This window comes from Pantoea sp. 9140, from assembly GCF_000745295.1.
Classification (GTDB): Bacteria; Pseudomonadota; Gammaproteobacteria; order Enterobacterales; family Enterobacteriaceae; genus Pantoea; species Pantoea vagans.
On sequence record NZ_JQNO01000001.1, the window covers coordinates 3,086,410 to 3,105,614 of the forward strand.

Below are 19,205 nucleotides of genomic sequence, written 5' to 3' on the forward strand. Positions count from 1 at the left end.
CAAAGCAGAGCAAAATTTCTGTGTAATAAGCCAGCTAGCAAAAATGCCTTCTGACCTGCTATTCATCATCCTGATGTGCAGCCAGCACCGGTAAATACCAGCGCTGTGCCGCCTCAGTTATCTGCTGCAGTTGTGGCTCATCCAGCACACGGCAAAGACGCTGCAGATAGGGATCGCCGCCCTCGCCCTCAACCTGATAGTTACCCTGCCAGGCGGTCAGCAGTCGATTACGCGCTTTGAGCTGCGTCGCTTCATCGGTCAGCAACTGCTGGCTTTTTTTGTCATAGCTGGCGGTCAGCCACGCGCCGCCACTCTTGTTAAGCAGCATCAGCGGCTGGCGCATACCGGCGAGATAGCCTGCGACATATTCATTCAGCGCAGCGATCGCCTCAGCCTGCGGTACGGCGAGGAAACACCAGCGGCTCTGCTGTCGGCCAAACATCCGGCTGCTGCCGGTGCCGCCCAGCGCGCAGTAGACCAGATGCTCCAGCCAGAGTAACAGTCCGTCGTTCATATTGAGCACGCCCGGCCGCCAGCGCAGTAATCCGTCACTCTGCACCTGCGTCAGCCAGCCGGTTAAGCTGACCTGCTCCAGCTGCAGGTTTACTTCCCAGCTCTCGCCATCACTGCGCTGAGTGACCACTTCAGCAGCCACTTCCTGCATCTCATCACGCTGCGCCTGCCAGAACAACTCACCGAACGCGCCGTAAGGCAGATTACCGGCCGCGCGATGGTGCGCATAAAGCCGCTGAGTGTCCTCGCCTTCGACCAGGGCATTCAGCAGCTGCGCGTTGATCTGGTAACGCTCCAGGTTGTCGAGCGCAAACGGCTCGCTGTCGGGCAGTTCGTTCTCCTCCAGCCAGAAACTCACGCCGAGCCGCTGGTGGAACCAGGCGCGGACCGGATGCCGCCAGAAACGCAGAAACGCTTCCAGCGTCAGCGCATCAATTAACGGCGCTTCCAGCGGCTGAACAAAATCGGGTTGCGGCTGCCCTGCTCCCTGCGCCGCAGGCAGCCACTCACGGGCAAAACTCTGCAATCTGGCAGTGGGCTGGAAGTTCTCTGCAGCAAAGGGCATCCGGCTGTGCAGGTGCTGCAGGTGCATCCGCACCCGTTCGGCACTTTCATCCAGCTCAAGATGACCGTCGCCCTCCAGATAAAAACTCTGTCCAATGTAATCCAGCAGTTCTGTGACCAGCACCGACGGGTAGCGTTCCGTATTATCCTGAATCGCCCGGCCGATATAACTGATGTAGAGCTGCTGCTGTGCCGAAATCATCGCCTCCAGGAAGAGATAGCGATCATCATCACGGCGGCTGCGGTCACCTTTGCGGGACTGCTGCTGCATCAGGTCAAAGCCCAACGGTGCCAGGGTCCGGGGATAGACGCCGTCGTTCATGCCAAGCAGACAAACCAGTTGAAAAGGAATGGAGCGCATCGGCATCAGGGTGCAGAAGTTAATCTGTCCGGCCAGAAAACGCTGGCTGATGCGCTGCTGATCAAGGCGGCTACGCAGATCATCGCGCAGCAGCGCCACCGGAATCGCCTCTTCAAAGCGCGCATCCATCCCATATTCGATCAATTGCTGCCACTGCTCTTCCACCAGCAGCAGGGCAGCCTCGGTTTCTGCATCGGGGCTGAAAAAGGCGTTCAGCAATTCCCGGCACAGTGGCAGCCAGGCGACCAGCGGACGGGGTTCGGCCAGCAGCTGTCGCCAGTGATTAAGCCGGGAGAGCAGCTCAGCCAGATGTCCCGCCAGTTCCCCCACCAGACCACTCGACTCGTCATAAGGCAGAATCCCTTCCCAGTCCCCGTTGTGGCTCTCCATTGCATAGCCCAGCAGCATACGCTGCAGGCCAAAGCGCCAGGTGTGCTGGCCGGTAATCGGAAGTGACAGCGCTTCTACGCTGGCATCATCCAGCCCCCAGCGCACACCCGATTCGCTGACCCAGCGCCGGAGTAAGCGCAGGCCACTTTCATCAATAGAGAAGTGAGCAGCCAGCGCCGGAACATCCAGCAGCGCCAGAACATCCTCTGAGACAAAACGGCTGTCCGGCAATGCCAGCAGATTCAGAAATGCCACAATGGCCGGATGCGCCTGACTGGCCCGCCGGTCTGAAATCGCAAACGGCAGGTAGCGATCGGCGGGTGCGTTGGCGAACACTGCCTGAATAAACGGCGCGTAGGCGTCGATATCGGCCACCATGACGATAATGTCACGCGCTTTCAGCGTCGGATCGGCCTCCATCATCGCCAGCAGATGATCCTGCAATACTTCGACTTCACGCTGGGCGCTGTGGCAGACCTGAACCGCAATGGAGCGGTCCTCCGGATCCAGACAGCGCTTCTGATCGCTGTGCGCCAGTTCCGCCGCATTCAGCCCGATGACGGCGTTATCCTGCAGGTTGAGAAGATCGTGCTGCATGCAGTGCAGCAGGTTATCTGGCTCCACATCCACAAACGCATCAATATCGTCGTTTGACTCCATCTGACTGAGCAGAAACAGGTTATCGCGCCCCAGCTTGCCCCATGAGGCAAGCAGCGGGTTAGTGAGCTGCTGTTCACCAGCGTCGTTAAACAGCGCCGGAGCCTGCTCTGCATCCCGGAAAAGTCCGCGTGATTCCTCGGCACCATGACGTCGGCGCTGACGGCTCTGCAGTTTCGCCAGAAACGCATAGTCCTGAATGTCGCCCCAGTAGTCGCGGCAGGGATTGGTGAACAGCAGATGGATGTCGATGTGTCGTCCCAGCGCCTGCAACGCCTGCAGATAGACTGGCGGTAGCGCAGAAATACCACAGATGAAGACCCGTTTCGGCAGATTTTCCGGCGTAGTTTTCGCCTGCTCCAGCGTCTGGATAAATCGCGAATAGAGGTTGGCACGGTGCCATTCGGGCTGGCGCAGCGCCTGGGTGTAACTTACCAGATCGCGCCACAGTGCGGCCTGCCAGCGCTGCGCTTCGCCCAGTCCGTCAATGGTTTCGCCACGCTCCCAGCTGTTGAGCCAGTCGGCACGATAAACCAGATACTGGTCGAACAGATCGGCCACGCGTGAACTGAGCTGATACAGTTTTCGCTTGTCGCCGTCGTCATGGAGATAGTGGCGTAAAGAGACAAACTCTTCCTGTTCGAGCATCACCGGCAGCCGATGCATCAGCTTCCAGCCCATGCTGGCCTTGCTGAAAGCACTTTCTACCGGGATATCGGGCAGTACGCGGACGAACATCTCCCAGATAAAACTGGCAGGCAGCGGGAATTCGATATTGGCCGCAATGCCAAAGGTTTGCGCCAGCTCCATCTGCAGCCATTGCGCCATTCCGGGGCTCTGCACCAGCACCATTTCTGAGGCGAAAGGATCATCAAGAGGATCATGTTTAATCACCGCCGCCGCCAGAATCTTCAGCACATCAAGCTGATTTGAGTGATAAACGTGAAACATGAAAACTCCTGTGATAACTCAGAACGTGACTGCGGTATTGCGGCTGTTTCACTTTACCGCGTATCGCGGTTGAAACCCATCAAAAGGGCGATCCGCGACCTTTAACATCGCAGCCGCGTCAGAGTAGCGCGGCGCTGATAAGGCCCCGTCACGTCAGCCCGCTCCAGGGTGCAGCCTGAAGGACCGCTCTGCTGTTGCAGCGCAGATGTCCAGCCCGCAACGTCATGCCCTGCCAGGCGCTGCTCAGCCACCCGCCATGCCTCGCGCTGATACCACTGCTGACTGAATCCCAGCGCCAGTGCGCGATGATAGTGCAACAGCATGCTGCTGCTTAATGCCATTAACAGCAGAGCAAACAACACTTCCGGCAGACTGAATCCGCCGCATTTACTGGCAGGTTGCCGGGGACGTGAGCGGACAGTAATCAATCCAGCCGTGCGGCAGCGCACTAATCTGATTGCCCCGTAAATGCACCCAATGCCATACCGCCATGCCACTGCCGCTGGCCTCACCTTTAAGCAGACCTTCATCCCTTTCACCTCGCTGTAAACAGCTGCGCCAGCCCTGACGAGCATCCTGCTGACACAGGGCTGACTCCGTCGCTGGCCAGCTCAGAGAAAGACCCCATTGCAGCGCCGACTGCGCCCGCCAGAAATCCTGAATAAACTGCTGCTCATCCGCCAGCAGTCGCATTCCCTGCTCAGACATCTTTCGGCTGGCATGCAGCGTAAAGCTGCCTATCACCATAATCATCAGCACCATGCCCAGCGCACTGCTGCCTCGCTGCTTCACAGGTTCACGCCCTCTATCCAGCTCTCCACCGTTTCAAGCCAGCGTCCGGCCCGTCCCTGCAGCACAATCCTGACCTGTTTACCCTGCTGGCTGATGCCGAACTGCTCAACTGTCATGAATGCGGGATCGGAGAGCCGTTCCCAGCCCGCTGACTGACACTGGTCAACGCCGCGCTGCATCTCAAGCTGCTGCTGGCGCAGGCGAAAGCCGTAATAGTCACTCTCCGTATGGCCCACCGGTTCCCATTTACCGTTGCTGTTCTCATCCCAGCGCAGCAGCAGGCAGTTCTCGCTGATTTTCAGCGCACCACTGCCGCACTCACCGTGACAATAACCGGCACGCCGAACCGCCTTTTCCAGCGTGGCCATCATCTGCTGTAACTCCTGACGCAGCTGCGCCTGTTGCAGTACGCCAGCACTCTCCGCCAGCAGCAGCGGCAGAAAACGCCCGGTACTTAACATGACGACCGCGCTGATTGCCATGGCGATTAGCATCTCCAGCAGGCTGAATCCGGCGATTTTCAACGGCACGTCTCCTCATCCATCATGCAGAGGCGAATACGGGCTCTGGCTGAGATAATCAGCCGCATGCGTCCGGCACTGTTCCCCAGCTCTATACTGCCCGCCTTAGCGACATTGCGGCGGCCATAGAAACCCGGCTCGCCCCGAATATCATAGAGCGCCACGCCCGCGTGCGGCGCGATGAAATGCAGCCGTTTCCCGTGAACACACCCCGCAACCGGGCGGCTTCCAGCCCCAATGCACCAGAGATCGCCAGGCTGTGACCATAACACCAGGTCGCTATTTTGCCGGTTGGCCTGGGCACGCAGTCGTAGCAGGAATCCCTGCAATTGCTGAGCGCTGTCGCGCAGTTGCTGCCGCTGTTGCCAGCGCTGCCAGCCGTGTAGCGCGGCAAGGCTTAGAATGCCGGCAATCACCATTACCAGCAGCAGCTCCGGCAGGGTAAAACCGCGTAAATGTGCTGTTTTCATGGCGTCAGAGTGCGGGTGATGAATAGTCGAAACAACAGGTGTTGTGACAGGCTGGAAAGCGTGCCGCAGAGAATCTTCCCCCCCCACACAGGCAGTGGCAGAAGCGTGCGAGGGGTGCCGCAGATTTACCGGTATGCAGGCAAAAAAAAGCCCCGGCGAAGTTGCCAGGGCGTTATCGTTTACTGCGGATCAGATGGCGACAGGTGCTTTGATCGCGGGATGCGGATCGTAGCCTTCAATCTCGAAATCGTCGAACTGATAGTCAAACAGTGATGCTGGTTTGCGTTTGATCACCAGCTTTGGCAACGGACGCGGCTCGCGGGTCAGCTGCAGGCGCGCCTGCTCCAGATGGTTGCTGTAGAGGTGCGTGTCACCACCCGTCCAGACGAAGTCGCCCACCTGCAGATCGCACTGCTGCGCCACCATATGCACCAGCAGCGCATAGCTGGCGATGTTAAACGGCAGACCCAGGAAGATGTCGCACGAGCGCTGATAAAGCTGGCAGGAGAGCTTGCCGTCCGCCACATAGAACTGGAAGAACGCATGGCAAGGAGCCAGCGCCATCTCGCTGAGCTCACCAACATTCCAGGCAGAAACGATAATCCGGCGTGAGTCAGGATCGCGCTTCAGCTGCTCCATCACCTGGCTTAACTGGTCAATTTGCTGACCGCTGGCCGTGCCCCAGCTGCGCCACTGTTTGCCATACACCGGGCCGAGATCGCCATTCTCATCTGCCCACTCGTCCCAGATGGAGACGTTATTTTCCTTAAGATAACCGATGTTGGTGTCACCTTTCAGGAACCATAGCAGCTCATGAATAATGGAGCGGATATGGCATTTCTTGGTGGTGACCAGCGGAAAACCATCCTGCAGATTGAAACGCATCTGGTGACCAAAAATTGAAAGCGTACCCGTGCCGGTACGGTCAGCTTTTGGTGTGCCTTCGTGCAGCACATGTTGCATTAAATCCAGATACTGTTTCATTTTTCCTCGCGAAATTGTGGCTGGGGGCGACGACGATACGCCCAGATCATCATAATAATACCGGCAACAATCATCGGCACAGAGAGGATCTGTCCCATACTGATTCCGCCTTCAAACAGGCCAAGCTGGGCATCCGGCTGGCGGAAGAACTCAACGATTATACGGAAGGCACCGTAGCCAATCAGGAACAGGCCAGAGACGCTGCCCATCGGGCGCGGCTTGCGAATAAACAGGTTCAGAATGATAAACAGCACCACACCTTCCAGCGCCAGTTCATAGAGCTGCGAAGCATGACGTGGCAGTACGCCGTAGGTATTAAGCAGTTCCTGATATTGCGGATTGGTGGCGGCCAGCGCGACATCTTCGCTGCGGGAGCCGGGGAACAGCATGGCGTAGCGGAAACCCGGATCGACCCGTCCCCACAGCTCGCCGTTAATGAAGTTGCCGAGACGACCGGCACCCAGACCAAACGGGATCAGCGGCGCAATGAAATCCGAAACCTGGAAGAAATTACGTTTAGTGCGGCGGGCAAAGATCAGCATCACCACAATCACCCCGATCAGGCCACCGTGGAACGACATGCCGCCATCCCAGACTTTGAACAGATAGAGAGGATTTTCCAGGAACAGCGGTAAGTTGTAGAACAGAACATAGCCGATACGGCCGCCCAGGAAGACGCCCAGGAAACCGGCGTAAAGCAGGTTCTCAACTTCCTCTTTTTTCCAGCCGCTGCCAGGCTGATTGGCGCGGCGTACTGCCAGCCACATGGCGAAAACAAAGCCCACCAGATACATCAGACCGTACCAGTGCAGCGAAACCGGTCCGATCGAGAAGATCACCGGATCGAACTGCGGAAATGCAATATAGCCGTTATTCATCATTCACCGTCTATTTTTCAACCCTGAAAAGGGGCGTTGTCAGGCACATAAATTAAGGCTGCGCATCATAGCACAGCCGGTTTTGTGAATTGTCTTGCAAATGTAAACGCGGATAACGCGTAAAGCCTGCTTCAGCGTCTAACGACCACCACGGATAAGCCCACCTAATCCGCGCCGCTCCATAAAGGCCGAGACCAGATGGCGAACTTCGGTGGCAGTGTCGGCATTCATTCCCTGCTCGCTGAGCTTCTGTACCTCTTCATGATCCAGATGACGCAACAGGTACTTAACGCGCGGTACGTTTTTACCATTCATGCTGAGATGGTGATAACCCAGGCCGACCAGCAGCGCGACGCACATCGGATCACCTGCCATTTCACCACACAGGCACAATTCCAGATTGGCCAGGCGGGCTTCCTGCGCAATCGCATTCAGTGCGCGCAGCATCGCCGGATGCAGCGAGTCGTACAGGTTCGCGACGCGGGTATTGTTACGATCCACCGCCAGCAGATACTGCGTCAGGTCGTTGGTGCCGACCGAGACAAAATCGACCCGGGACGCCAGATGCGGGATCATAAACAGCATCGACGGCACTTCGATCATGATGCCGATACGCGGCGCGGGAATCGCATAGCCCAGCATCTCTTCCACTTCGCGTCCGGCGCGATCGATCAGCTGTTTCGCGTCATCGATCTCGTCGATATGACTGATCATCGGCAGCAGGATACTGAGGTTGCCGGAGGCGGCATTGGCGCGCAGCATCGCGCGCACCTGCACCAGGAAAATTTCCGGCTGGTCGAGCGTCAGGCGGATGCCACGCCAGCCCAGGCAGGGGTTCTCTTCACTGATCGGCATGTAGGGCAGCTGTTTGTCTGCCCCCACATCCAGCGTTCGCAGCGTTACCGGCTTATTGTGGAACAGCTGCAACATGCCCTGATACTGCGCCACCTGCTCCTCTTCCGACGGGAAGCCGTTCTGCAGCATAAACGGGATTTCGGTACGATAGAGGCCGATACCATCCACCCAGCTGCCCAGCGCCTGTTCATGTTCCGGGCTTAATCCGGCATTGAGCATCACCTGCACGCGTTCGCCACTTTTCAGCTCACCCGGCTGATCGACCACGCCTTCCGCCATTTTGCTCAGCGCGTTCTCTTCGCTGATCAGCCGCTGATACTCCTGCACCAGCACCGGCTCGGGATCGATCAGCAGCTCACCGCGATAGCCATCAACGATCAGCAGGCGTTTGTTGAGCTGATGAGGCTGGATGTCAGCGCCCATCACCGTCGGGATGCCCATGGCACGGGTCAGGATCGCCGCATGGGAGTTAGCCGCGCCGTCACGCACTACCACACCCGCCAGCCGCTCCTGCGGCAGCTCCGCTAAGGTAGTGGCAGTCAGCTCATCGGCGACCAGCACAAAGCGTTCCGGCCAGGCATTCGTGCCGACCAGAGTATCATCGAGGTGAAACAGCAGACGCTGACCCAGCACCCGCAGGTCGCCTGCGCGTTCACGCAGGTAGTTGTCAGTCAGGCTGGCGAACTGTTCAGCAAACTTCTCGATCACCTGTTTAACGGCCCACTCCGCGACCGATCCGCGCTCGATCTCGTCGAACAGATCTTTCTTCAGCCGGGCATCGGTTAACAGGTGAGAGTAGAGATCGAAAATGGCCGCGCTCTCTTTCTGTGCGCTGGCGCTGAAACGTTTGCTGAAGCGGCGGAATTCACTGGCCGCTTCGCTCATGGCAAGCGACAGACGCTCACGTTCACGCTGCACATCCAGCGTCGAGGCGGCCGAAACCTGATCGAGCAGAGGCTGCGTCTCATCGACCCAGCCGGGTGCCACCGCTACGCCAGGCGCTGCCGCAATGGCGCGCACGCGCGTCTGCCGGAACTGACCAAACAGCTGACCCATCTGAGACTGCGACAGCAGCGCCGCCATCTGGGTGGCGAGCGTCACCAGGAATGACTCTTCGCTTTCATCAAACTGACGGTGTTCGCGCTGTTGCACCACCAGCACGCCAAGAAGCTGGCGACGGCTGATAATGGGCACGCCGAGGAAGGAGCGATAACGCTCCTCTTTGACTGCGGGGATATATTTAAAGCTGGGGTGACTCTGGGCGTCAGCAAGGTTAATCGGTTCGGCCAGACGGCCCACTAAACCGACGATACCTTCGTCAAACGCCAGCGTCACGGTGCGGCCACGCGGTTTTTTGAGGCCGCGCGTCGCCATCAGGTAATAGCAGCGACGATCGTGGTCGGCGAGGTAAACGGAACAGACTTCCGTATCCATCGCCAGACAGATCTCATTGACCAGGATGTCGAGTGCTTCATTGAGACGCGGCGCACTCGCCACTTTTTCTACAATTTCGCGCAACTGAGTGAGCATAAAGGGCGTGGCCTATCCTCTCTTACGTCGATGGGCAGGATTATTTCGCTGCCCCGCACTCTCCTGCATAGACATCACCACGCCAGCGAATTCCTTCATTACCCGACGATAGACATCGCGCTTAAAGGAGACAACCTGACGCACCGGATACCAGAAACTGACCCAGCGCCAGCCGTCAAATTCCGGCGTGCTGCTGTGCTGCACATTGATATCCGCGTCATTACACATTAACTGCAGAAGAAACCACTTTTGTTTCTGGCCGATACATACCGGCTTTGTGTCCCAACGCACCAAACGTTTTGGCAACTTGTAACGCAACCAGTTACGGGTAGAGGCAAGTATTCGAACATCTTTCCGGTGTAATCCGACCTCTTCGAACAGTTCGCGATACATCGCCTGTTCTGCGGTTTCACCGGGATTGATGCCTCCCTGAGGAAATTGCCAGGAGTGCTGTCCAAAGCGCCTGGCCCATAACACTTGTCCCTGCCGGTTACAGATTACGATACCAACATTCGGGCGGTAGCCATCATCATCGATCACCGGACTACCTCAAAGCAAAATTTGAATGGCCTGATTGTTTCACACTCCTTACAGGCGGTAAACCACTGGATTCATGGGGGGTTGAGCCATCAATAGCGGGATAACTCACAGAAAAGGGCAAAGTTATAAACAAAGACCGCAAAAAAGATCGATCTTATTCACCTTTTCTGTGGATAGCTTTGTGCAGAACGCGGGAGTTAACTGAATAACCCTGCCATCACACCTGGGAATGCCAAAAAGAGTTAGTTTATTATCTTACTGATTAAAAATGAAATTAATGCAGAATCTTGCTTCATCGGCTTTTTATAAACAGCGAATATTTTTACGCCTACTGACAATTGGCTAAATTATAAGCACAGTGCTTTTTATCCACAGATAATTGCTCAGGGTTAGGTCATGGCGGTGAAAATTTGGTCAAATAGCGAAAAGTCAAGGCTGTAAATGGAACCAGTACCGCAAACATAAGGGGGTTATCCCACTTTTCTGTGGATAACCGGGCTGGAGATCCTGTTCATTGTTGCGGGTAAGCTGGGATAACCCTGTCCCACTGCGGATAGCGCAAGGGCAATCCATCTAAAAAAGCATGATCTATCATGTTATTATCGATCCCGGACATGATTTATTTTAGCGGGACAACTTAGCCACCCGCAGTTGTACAAATTTTAACCATTGCGAGTTATCAACATGCGTTATCCCCCAGGACCACCCGAAGATGAAGCCAGCCTGCTGGCACGCGCGCAGGATTTAGCCGGATTACCTATGGAAACGCTGGCTGCGCGTGCCGGTCTGCCCATGCCTGCGGATCTTAAACGCGATAAAGGGTGGGTCGGCATGCTGCTGGAGTGGCACCTTGGGGCGAGCGCGGGCAGCAAAGCGGAACAGGACTTTGCCCATCTGGGTATCGAACTGAAAACCATCCCGATTGATGCACAGGGTAAACCGCTGGAAACCACCTTTGTCTGCGTCGCACCGCTGACCGGTAACAGCGGCGTGACCTGGCTCACCAGCCATGTGCGTCACAAGCTGGCGCGGGTGTTGTGGATCCCGGTTGAAGGCGGACGCGAGATTCCGCTGCGGGAACGCCGTGTCGGCGCGCCGCTGTTATGGAGCCCGGATGCGGAAGAAGATGAGATGCTGCGTCAGGACTGGGAAGAACTGATGGATATGATCGTGCTGGGGCGTGTTGAGCAGATTACCGCACGGCATGGTGCCTGGCTGCAAATCCGGCCTAAAGCCGCTAACAGTAAGGCACTGACCGAGGGAATCGGCGATCAGGGCCAGCCCATCATGACCCTGCCGCGCGGCTTCTACCTGAAGAAGAGCTTCACCGGTCCCCTGCTGGCGCGCCATTTTCTCCTGTAAATCGCTTATCCTGCGCGACCATCGTCGCAATTTTGTGGGAGATTGGCGAATTCAATGCGTATAATCGCCGTTTACTTTTCGTTTAGGATTAAATGCCGGTATGTTTGAGTGGATTTCCGATCCCAACGCCTGGCTGGCGCTGGGCACCCTGACCATCCTTGAGGTGGTACTGGGTATTGATAACATCATTTTCCTGTCACTGGTGGTCGCTAAACTGCCAAAACACCAGCAAGCCAGTGCACGCCGCATTGGTCTGATGGGCGCGATGTTAATGCGTCTTGGCCTGCTGGCTTCCATCGCGTGGGTCGCCCGCCTGACTAATCCGCTGTTTACGCTGATGGATCATGCGTTCTCGGCGCGCGATCTGATTCTGCTGTTTGGCGGTCTGTTCCTGCTGTGGAAATCGAGCATGGAGATCCATGAAACGATTGAAGGCAGCGAAGGCGAACACAATACCCGCGTTCATTCGTTCCTTGGCGCGATTGTGCAGATCATGATGCTCGACATTATTTTCAGCCTCGACTCGGTGATCACTGCCATCGGCCTCTCCGATCATCTTTTCATTATGATGGCAGCCGTTGTGATTGCGGTGCTGATGATGATGTTTGCCGCACGCGCGATTGGTGAGTTCGTCGAGCGCCATCCGTCAGTGAAAATGCTGGCACTCTCCTTCCTGATTCTGGTCGGTTTTACCCTGATTCTGGAGAGTTTCGCGGTCCACGTACCAAAAGGTTACATTTATTTCGCTATGTTCTTCTCCATGGCGGTTGAGTGCCTTAACCTTATGCGCAGTAAGAAAAAGCACGCCTGACAAAGTCAAGGGCGAGCCTGCTCGCCCGGTTATTTTCAGAATCCTACGATTAACCCTGCCGGCAAAACCATTTATTACTACACTTTTTGCACTTAACGATTTGTGAGGAAGAGGCGTGATGAAAGGGTTGGCAGGCGTAGCACTGGTGATGGTAACCGCAGCGTTACTGAGTGGATGCAGTTCTGATTATGTCATGGCGACTAAAGATGGCCGGATGATCATGACCGAGGGCAAGCCGAGCATTGATAAAGAGACCGGCCTGGTGCAGTACACCGACCAGACGGGTCACGAGGTGCAGATTAACAGCGATGAGGTCTCAACGATCATTGAACGTTAAGTGCCCGATTTAATTACCTGCCACCGATTCCGCGCTGGCAGGTGATTTCCCCGACTTTTCCCCCTTCCTTCCCCGCCGTTGCTCGCGCTATAGTCCCTGAGGACACAACATTCCATTCCATAAAAAAAGGAAGCTGGCAATGCACTATCATCGTATTCCCCACAGCACGCTGGAAGTGAGTCAGCTGGGGTTGGGCACTATGACGTTTGGCGAACAGAACAGCGAAGCCGACGCCCATGCTCAGCTGGATTTAGCTATCCGTTCCGGCATCAACTTTATTGATACCGCTGAAATGTATCCGGTGCCACCGCGCCCGGAAACCCAGGGTCTGACCGAACAATACATTGGCAGCTGGCTTAAACAGCGCGGCAGCCGCGATAAAATCATTCTGGCCAGTAAAGTGGCGGGTCCGTCACGCGGCAATGATGCGTCGATTCGCCCGGATATGGCACTGGACCGTAAAAACATCCGCGCCGCACTCGATGCCAGCCTGAAACGTCTGAACACCGACTACCTTGATCTCTACCAGCTGCACTGGCCGCAGCGCCAGACCAACTATTTTGGCAAGCTGGGCTATCAGTACAGCGAGACCACGGCCCAGGTGACGCTGCTGGAGACGCTGGAAGCGCTGACCGAGCAGGTGCGCGCCGGTAAAATCCGTTATATCGGCGTGTCGAACGAAACCGCGTGGGGCGTGATGCGCTATCTGCAGCTGGCGGAGAAGCATGAACTGCCGCGCATTATCAGCATTCAGAATCCTTACAGCCTGCTGAACCGCAGCTTTGAAGTGGGTCTGGCCGAAATCAGCCAGCATGAAGGCGTCGAGCTGCTGGCGTATTCCAGCCTGGCGTTTGGTACGCTGAGCGGTAAATATCTGAACGGTGCGCAGCCTGCGGGCGCACGTAACACGCTGTTCAGTCGCTTTACCCGGTATAGCGGCGAGCAGTCTCAGAAGGCGATTGCCGAATATGTGGCGTTAGCGCAACAGCATCAGATTGACCCGTCGCAGATGGCACTGGCCTATGTGCGTCAGCAGCCGTTTGTGGCCAGCACGCTGCTGGGCGCCACAACGCTTGAGCAGTTGCAGATTAATATCGACAGCTTCAATCTGACCTTAAATACAGAGATTCTGGAAGGTATTGAGGCAATCCACCGCCGTTATACCTATCCTGCGCCATAAATACTCTGTTGCCAGCTGCCGCAGGGCGGCTGGCTTCTCTCACAGGTCACGATAATAGAGTTTCACCGGCTTATCGGGATACTCCAGCGCCTCTCCCTGCGGCAGCCAGCCAGACCGTTCGTAATATCCTCCAAACGTTGACCATAACCACAGCCGTGGATAGCCGCGAGCCTGTGCATAAGCAATGACATGCTGCTGCAGCGCCTCACTGACACCTTTGCCGCGCGCCGACTCATCCACATACAGCGCCGCCAGCCACGGATAGAGATCCTGACGGCTGATCAGATCGCAGCGCCAGAATCCCACCGTGCCGATTGCTCTGCCCGCCTCTACAGCGACAAACGTCACCGGAAAATCAGCGCCGGTCAGGCTGCTGTTTACCACACTGGCGAAGAACGCCCGGCTGCTGGCTTCGCCAAAAGCGCGCCACTGCCAGTCGGTGATCTGATCGGCAAACTTTGGCACATCGCTGAGCGGGACGATTTTCATAAGTTAATCGATTTCCAGCGCCAGCAACGACTCAATCGTCTGCGCGCGACGGATTTCGCGCGGCTGGCCCTGCTCAAACAGCACTTCCGGGATCAGCGGACGGCTGTTGTAGTTTGAGGACATAGAGGCACCGTAAGCCCCGGTGTCGTGAAACACCAGATAATCGCCCACTTTTGCTGCCGGCATCGCGCGCGGTTCAACCATGCCGCCCTCCAGCTGGGTAAAGACATCGCCCGATTCGCACAGCGGACCGGCCACTACCGTGTCGATGGTCTGCTGCTCATCAATCGCCCGTTCATCGCCCGCCATCAGCGAAATATGGTGATAGCTGCCATACATGGAGGGACGCATCAGGTCACTGAAACCGGCATCGACCAGCACGAAATGACGGCTGCCCATCGACTTCACTGCCCGCACCTGCGACACCAGCACGCCCGCTTCGGCCACCAGGAAACGGCCCGGTTCGATCTCCAGTTTGACCGCATGACCCAGATGCTGAGCGATACGCTGACGCGCCGCGTCCCACAGTCCAAAGTAGTGATCGGTATCGATCGCCTCTTCGCCGTAGCGATAAGGAATAGAAAGGCCACCGCCCGCAGAGATCGCAGTCAGATCCTGACCCGATGCCATCACCAGTTCCACCATCGCATCACAGACCTGCTGCAGATGCGAATAATCCACGCCAGAGCCGATGTGCATGTGAATACCCACCAGCTTCAGGCCGTGCTGTTTAATGGCCGCCAGCGCCTCGTCTAAGTCGTCGTGCCAGATACCGTGCTTGCTGTTTTCGCCGCCAGTATTGGTTTTCTGACTGTGGCCATGACCAAAACCTGGGTTGACCCGCAGCCACACCGCATGTCCCGGTGACACCGCGCCGAGCTGATGCAGCATATCGATCGAACCGGCATTGACCGGCACCTTCAACGCAGTAATCCGCGCCAGTGTCGGCTGATCGAACAGATCCGCAGTGAAGACGATCTCGTCACCGCCAGACTGGTAGCCAGCAGCCAGCGCACGTTCGATCTCACCCAGCGATACCGAATCCACTTTCACACCCGCGGCCCGCATCAGGCGCAGGATATGAATATTTGAGCAGGCTTTCTGCGCAAAACGCACTACATCAAACGCCTGCAGCTGAGCAATACGCGCCTGAATAATCTGTGCGTCATAAGCCCAGAATGGACCGGCATAACGGCGTGCCAGCGGCAGCAGGTTAGTGGCGTTGAGGGCGGTGTCGGTACTCTGTAATGAACGTGGCATAGCAATTCTCCTGTGGCGATAACCGCATTAAGCCAGAATCATGCCATAGCGAAAAATATCTGTTTTAATAGCATCTATTCAGAATAGATATAGGAAGGCGGCGTGGCGAACATTAACTGGCGGCATATCGAAATTTTTCATGCGGTGATGACCAGCGGCAACCTGACCCAGGCTGCTACGCTGCTGCATACCTCACAGCCGACCGTAAGCCGGGAGCTGGCACGACTGGAGCAGCAACTGGGATTAGCGTTGTTCGGGCGGGTACGCGGTCGCCTGCAGCCGACGGTACAGGGGTTACGTCTGTTTGAAGAGGTACAGCGATCCTGGTATGGGCTGGATCGCATCATGGAAGCGGCAGAAGGGTTGCGTCAGTTTCGTCAGGGTGAGCTGTCGATCGCCTGCCTGCCGGTTTTTTCGCAGTCGCTGCTGCCACCGCTGTGTCAGCCTTTTTTACAGCGCTACCCGGATGTGAGCCTGAATGTGATTCCGCAGGAGTCGCCGCTGCTGGAGGAGTGGCTGTCGGCACAGCGCTACGATATCGGCTTAACCGAAACCCAGCACGCGCCGGCTGGCACTGACCGCCTCGCCCTGCTGACCTGTGATGAAGTATGCGTTTTGCCACAGCATCATCCTCTGAGTCAGCGTGCAGAACTGACACCGCACGACTTTGCGGGCGAACAGTATGTCAGCCTGTCGCGCAACGACAGCTATCGTCAACTGCTGGATGCGCTGTTTCAGGATCAGGGCGTCGAACGGCGGCTGGTGATGGAGACGCACAGCGCCGCGTCGGTGTGCGCGATGGTCAGAGCGGGCGTGGGTATTTCGATTGTGAATCCGCTGACGGCGCTGGATTACGCCGACAGCGGTGTGGTGATGCGAAAATTCAGCGTGGCGGTGCCGTTTACCGTCAGCCTGGTGAGGCCACAACACCGTCCCGCGTCAGCGCTGGTCGATGCCTTTGTCAGCCATCTGCAGCAGCAGGTGGCTGACTTTCCGGCACGTATTGCCGCCCGCCTGGCTTAAGCGCGAACTCTGGCGGCTGCGCTGCCCGATTTACGGAAGGTGATCAGGCAGATCAGCAGGCCGATAGCGGCCAGCGCAGCTGCCGCAACCGGCACCGCCGTCAGGCCAAAACCACGGCCAATGACTGCCCCGCCGACCCAGGCACCCAGCGCATTACCGACGTTAAACGCCGAAATGTTCAGGGTTGAGACCAGATTAGGTGCCTCTTTGCCGTGACGGACCACGTTGATCTGCAGGCCCGGTACCGTGGCAAAGGTCGCCATTGCCCACAGGAACAGGGTGAGCTCCGCCAGCCACAGCGCATGGCTGGTCCAGCTGAACAGCAGCGAGAAGATGGCGATCAGAGAAAAGCTGAGGATCAGACTGAAGGAGACTTTCCAGTCGGCCAGTTTGCCGCCAAGAATGTTACCCACTGTCAGGCCCGCGCCAATCAGGAACAGCGTCCAGCTGACACCCCGATCGCTGATGCCCGTTACCTCTAACAGCAGCGGCGCAATGTAACTGAACAGGGCAAACATCGCCGCGGCAAAGAACACCGTCATCAGCAGCGAGAGCCAGAGTTTGCCGTTGGCCAGCGCACCGATTTCACTCGCCAGATGAACCGGCTTCTCTTCTTTATTGTTCGGCAGACTCACGATCAGGGCGATAAACGCCAGCACGCCGATCACCGCTACGCCCCAGAACGTAGCGCGCCAGCCAAACATCTGTCCGAAGCTGGTTCCCAGCGGGACGCCCAGCACGTTAGCCAGGGTCAGCCCGGTAAACATCAGCGCCACAGCAGAAGCCTGACGACCGGCCGGCACCAGGCTGGCGGCCACCACCGCGCCGATACCAAAGAAAGCACCGTGACAGAGCGCGGTGACGATTCGCGCCAGCATCAGCAGGTTGTAGTTGTAAGCCAGCGCACACAGCAGGTTGCCGACAATAAAGATCACCATCAGCAGGATCAGCGTTTTTTTGCGCGGCAATCTGGCGGTGAGCAATGCCATAATCGGCGCACCAATCGCCACTCCCAGCGCATAGCCACTGATCAGCCAGCCCGCCGACGGAATCGACACCTGAAGGTCACGTGCCACCTCCGGCAGCAACCCCATAATGACAAATTCGGTGGTTCCGATGGCGAACGCACTCAACGCCAGCGCCATTAATGCTACAGGCATAACACTCTCCCGGTTTTATTTGCAGGTGAACCGCGCAGACGCGCCGCCCCTCGACGCTTGTTAGAATTTGATCTGCGTCACGTTGAGTATTACAGCACAGCACTGATTTGCGACATAGCCTGCGTGCAGCAAAGGATTATTGCCGCCGCCGCAATAATCCTGCCGCGTTATCGTAAAAATCTTTCGTCTCCAGCCTGCAGGCCAGGCCCGCACAGCCTCATTCCCCCACTGTCAGGTTGTCATTTTCTGTTAACCGGTTACGCTTTTTAATGCGGAATTAATTAATAAATCTTTAACGTTGCCGATATATCCCTAATCAATTGCCAGGTGATGTAATCAACTTCTGACGCAGGGAGAGAGAATGCAACGACTCATAGCCTTAATGGTGTTTGGCTTAACCGGCTGCTCGGTGGGTCATTATGAGTACAGTAAAGAGGCTGAAAAACGGGTTGATATGACCGTCACCGGCATTCCCACCGTGCTGGGCTTTGGTACGCTCGGTACCACTATCCCGCTGACGCCGGAGTACAGTCTGACCGCCGCGCACGTGGCGAAGTTTTCACTTTACCGCGTCAAAGCCTGGCATCCGCAATGCGATCTGGCGGTGGTCTACCACAAAAACAGCGAAATGAACCTGCCACCCAGCTTCCGCAACAGTCATATCGGCGACCAGGTGAATCTCTACGGCTACAGTTTTATTTCGGCCATGCCGGTCAGCTCCAGCGGACAGAACCTGATTAATACCACGCTGGCAAACAGCTGGAACAAGCCAGACTGTGTCGTCGTCGCGGCGAATGCGGGTGTGGTGAAAGGGATGTCGGGCGGCGCGGTCTATAACGCCTCAGACGACACGCTGGCAGGTGTAATTATTGGCTACAGCAATAACATCAATGACAATGCCAGCGGTAAGACGCTGTATAAGAACGTTGCGCTCTATGTGCCCTATTCACGGTTCCAGACCTGGCTGGATCAGGCGATAAAATCTTAAGTTTTTTTGTCGGGCAAACCGGGATGGTTGCCCATAGGATGTTCGGGCGGATTCAGCCATCTGTCTTTACGGGTTGCTTCGTAATCCGGGTTAAGAGGATAAGTAATACGATTTTCAGGCTTGCTGGTCTCCCCCACCACTAAAAAGCGTGCCTCGTGCTCGCTGTTATTGATAAAGGTGTGGCAAATGCCCGTGCCCGCCGGAAAGGCCACTGCATCGCCCGGCGACAGTGGATAAAGCTCGCCGTTAATCCAGGCGTCAGGATGTCCTTCAAGCACAAAAATGAACTCTTCTTCCGCGCTCTCCGCGTGGGGATAAGACAAGCGGCGTCCGGGCAACAGCCTTTCATGGTGAATGCCAGGGCGGGTTAATCCTAGCAATCTCCCCAGTGGCGAACCAAACGACATGCGCTCATCGCTGTCGGCATAGTGTTCGTTATCTTCGCCTTCCAGCGCCTGCCAGTGGCGAATACAGTCGGGACGTTGCGTCATGATGATGGCTCCAGGTTGAGACATTCAGCTTGGCAGAGGAAGCGGCATGACTCAAGCATGGCGAGGCGAACAGCAGATATAAAAAAGGCCGGGATGCC

General features: G+C 56.7%; 19 protein-coding genes. 6 read left to right on the forward strand and 13 right to left on the reverse strand.

Annotated features, from left to right (window positions below):
• Positions 1-58 precede the first annotated feature (58 nt).
• From recC to rppH, 9 genes are all read right to left on the reverse strand, one after another.
• A complete protein-coding gene (gene recC / locus FA92_RS14255; RefSeq protein ID WP_033783988.1) occupies positions 59-3,436 on the reverse strand; it encodes an exodeoxyribonuclease V subunit gamma in 3,378 nt (1,125 codons plus the stop codon).
• 101 nt (positions 3,437-3,537) lie between these two features.
• The gene (locus FA92_RS14260; RefSeq protein ID WP_239780541.1) at positions 3,538-3,759 is read right to left on the reverse strand and encodes a prepilin-type N-terminal cleavage/methylation domain-containing protein; all 222 of its coding nucleotides are present in this window, start codon (positions 3,757-3,759) and stop codon (positions 3,538-3,540) included.
• Between the two features lie 64 nt (positions 3,760-3,823).
• Positions 3,824-4,228, reverse strand: coding sequence for a DUF2509 family protein (locus FA92_RS14265; protein ID WP_033783989.1), 405 nt, complete (start codon positions 4,226-4,228; stop codon positions 3,824-3,826).
• The gene (locus FA92_RS14270; RefSeq protein WP_033783990.1) at positions 4,225-4,752 is read right to left on the reverse strand and encodes a prepilin peptidase-dependent protein; all 528 of its coding nucleotides are present in this window, start codon (positions 4,750-4,752) and stop codon (positions 4,225-4,227) included. Before FA92_RS14270 ends, FA92_RS14265 begins: the two co-directional genes overlap by 4 nt.
• Positions 4,749-5,219, reverse strand: a complete 471-nt coding sequence (locus tag FA92_RS14275) for a prepilin-type N-terminal cleavage/methylation domain-containing protein (protein ID WP_033783991.1) — start codon at positions 5,217-5,219, stop codon at positions 4,749-4,751. The genes FA92_RS14270 and FA92_RS14275 overlap by 4 nt, the downstream gene beginning before the upstream one ends.
• A gap of 189 nt (positions 5,220-5,408) precedes the next feature.
• On the reverse strand, positions 5,409-6,203 hold the full coding sequence (gene thyA, locus FA92_RS14280; protein WP_033783992.1) for a thymidylate synthase: 795 nt from the start codon (positions 6,201-6,203) through the stop codon (positions 5,409-5,411).
• Complete coding sequence (gene lgt, locus FA92_RS14285) at positions 6,200-7,081, reverse strand: prolipoprotein diacylglyceryl transferase (protein ID WP_033733822.1); 882 nt, start codon at positions 7,079-7,081, stop codon at positions 6,200-6,202. Before lgt ends, thyA begins: the two co-directional genes overlap by 4 nt.
• A 138-nt stretch (positions 7,082-7,219) precedes the next feature.
• Positions 7,220-9,466: a phosphoenolpyruvate--protein phosphotransferase gene (gene ptsP / locus FA92_RS14290; protein ID WP_033783993.1), complete on the reverse strand. Its 2,247-nt coding sequence runs from the start codon at positions 9,464-9,466 to the stop codon at positions 7,220-7,222.
• Between the two features lie 12 nt (positions 9,467-9,478).
• Positions 9,479-10,006 (reverse strand): RNA pyrophosphohydrolase, encoded by a 528-nt coding sequence (gene rppH / locus FA92_RS14295; RefSeq protein ID WP_009087042.1) that lies wholly within the window; start codon positions 10,004-10,006, stop codon positions 9,479-9,481.
• A 684-nt stretch (positions 10,007-10,690) separates the two neighbouring features.
• Here rppH and mutH point away from each other — a divergent pair.
• The 4 genes from mutH (at position 10,691) to FA92_RS14315 (ending at position 13,696) form a co-directional block, all read left to right on the forward strand.
• Entirely contained in the window at positions 10,691-11,368 is a 678-nt protein-coding gene (gene mutH / locus FA92_RS14300; RefSeq protein ID WP_013358920.1) for a DNA mismatch repair endonuclease MutH, read from the forward strand.
• Positions 11,369-11,468: 100 nt separating this feature from the next.
• Entirely contained in the window at positions 11,469-12,179 is a 711-nt protein-coding gene (locus FA92_RS14305; protein WP_003853954.1) for a TerC family protein, read from the forward strand.
• Between the two features lie 118 nt (positions 12,180-12,297).
• Positions 12,298-12,516, forward strand: coding sequence for a YgdI/YgdR family lipoprotein (locus FA92_RS14310; protein WP_013358922.1), 219 nt, complete (start codon positions 12,298-12,300; stop codon positions 12,514-12,516).
• A gap of 139 nt (positions 12,517-12,655) precedes the next feature.
• Entirely contained in the window at positions 12,656-13,696 is a 1,041-nt protein-coding gene (locus FA92_RS14315) for an NADP(H)-dependent aldo-keto reductase (RefSeq protein WP_013358923.1), read from the forward strand.
• Positions 13,697-13,735: 39 nt separating this feature from the next.
• Here FA92_RS14315 and FA92_RS14320 read toward each other — a convergent pair whose 3' ends face one another.
• Entirely contained in the window at positions 13,736-14,185 is a 450-nt protein-coding gene (locus tag FA92_RS14320) for a GNAT family N-acetyltransferase (RefSeq protein ID WP_033783994.1), read from the reverse strand.
• Positions 14,186-14,188: 3 nt separating this feature from the next.
• Positions 14,189-15,445: a diaminopimelate decarboxylase gene (gene lysA, locus FA92_RS14325; protein WP_033783995.1), complete on the reverse strand. Its 1,257-nt coding sequence runs from the start codon at positions 15,443-15,445 to the stop codon at positions 14,189-14,191.
• A gap of 102 nt (positions 15,446-15,547) precedes the next feature.
• Between lysA and FA92_RS14330 the strand changes: the two genes are divergently transcribed.
• Complete coding sequence (locus tag FA92_RS14330; protein WP_013358926.1) at positions 15,548-16,468, forward strand: LysR family transcriptional regulator; 921 nt, start codon at positions 15,548-15,550, stop codon at positions 16,466-16,468.
• Here FA92_RS14330 and FA92_RS14335 read toward each other — a convergent pair.
• Positions 16,465-17,628 (reverse strand): MFS transporter, encoded by a 1,164-nt coding sequence (locus tag FA92_RS14335; RefSeq protein WP_033783996.1) that lies wholly within the window; start codon positions 17,626-17,628, stop codon positions 16,465-16,467. The genes FA92_RS14330 and FA92_RS14335 overlap by 4 nt on opposite strands.
• Positions 17,629-17,989: 361 nt before the next feature.
• Between FA92_RS14335 and FA92_RS14340 the strand changes: the two genes are divergently transcribed.
• On the forward strand, positions 17,990-18,616 hold the full coding sequence (locus FA92_RS14340; RefSeq protein WP_013358928.1) for a serine protease: 627 nt from the start codon (positions 17,990-17,992) through the stop codon (positions 18,614-18,616).
• On the opposite strand, the gene FA92_RS14345 is transcribed toward FA92_RS14340, so the two are convergent.
• Positions 18,613-19,107 carry a cupin domain-containing protein gene (locus FA92_RS14345; protein WP_033783997.1) on the reverse strand — a complete coding sequence of 165 codons (495 nt, stop codon included), beginning with the start codon at positions 19,105-19,107 and terminating at the stop codon, positions 18,613-18,615. The two genes, FA92_RS14340 and FA92_RS14345, sit on opposite strands and share 4 nt — an antisense overlap.
• Positions 19,108-19,205 lie beyond the last annotated feature (98 nt).

Coding starts and splice junctions, on each gene's coding strand:
- FA92_RS14315 (WP_013358923.1), top strand. CDS start 12,656: ATGCACTATCATCGTATTCCCCACAGCACGCTGGAAGTGAGTCAGCTG.
- ptsP (WP_033783993.1), bottom strand. CDS start 9,466: ATGCTCACTCAGTTGCGCGAAATTGTAGAAAAAGTGGCGAGTGCGCCG.
- FA92_RS14305 (WP_003853954.1), top strand. CDS start 11,469: ATGTTTGAGTGGATTTCCGATCCCAACGCCTGGCTGGCGCTGGGCACC.
- lgt (WP_033733822.1), bottom strand. CDS start 7,081: ATGAATAACGGCTATATTGCATTTCCGCAGTTCGATCCGGTGATCTTC.
- FA92_RS14335 (WP_033783996.1), bottom strand. CDS start 17,628: ATGCCTGTAGCATTAATGGCGCTGGCGTTGAGTGCGTTCGCCATCGGA.
- FA92_RS14345 (WP_033783997.1), bottom strand. CDS start 19,107: ATGACGCAACGTCCCGACTGTATTCGCCACTGGCAGGCGCTGGAAGGC.
- mutH (WP_013358920.1), top strand. CDS start 10,691: ATGCGTTATCCCCCAGGACCACCCGAAGATGAAGCCAGCCTGCTGGCA.
- thyA (WP_033783992.1), bottom strand. CDS start 6,203: ATGAAACAGTATCTGGATTTAATGCAACATGTGCTGCACGAAGGCACA.
- FA92_RS14310 (WP_013358922.1), top strand. CDS start 12,298: ATGAAAGGGTTGGCAGGCGTAGCACTGGTGATGGTAACCGCAGCGTTA.
- FA92_RS14320 (WP_033783994.1), bottom strand. CDS start 14,185: ATGAAAATCGTCCCGCTCAGCGATGTGCCAAAGTTTGCCGATCAGATC.
- lysA (WP_033783995.1), bottom strand. CDS start 15,445: ATGCCACGTTCATTACAGAGTACCGACACCGCCCTCAACGCCACTAAC.
- FA92_RS14260 (WP_239780541.1), bottom strand. CDS start 3,759: ATGCTGTTGCACTATCATCGCGCACTGGCGCTGGGATTCAGTCAGCAG.
- recC (WP_033783988.1), bottom strand. CDS start 3,436: ATGTTTCACGTTTATCACTCAAATCAGCTTGATGTGCTGAAGATTCTG.
- FA92_RS14275 (WP_033783991.1), bottom strand. CDS start 5,219: ATGAAAACAGCACATTTACGCGGTTTTACCCTGCCGGAGCTGCTGCTG.
- FA92_RS14340 (WP_013358928.1), top strand. CDS start 17,990: ATGCAACGACTCATAGCCTTAATGGTGTTTGGCTTAACCGGCTGCTCG.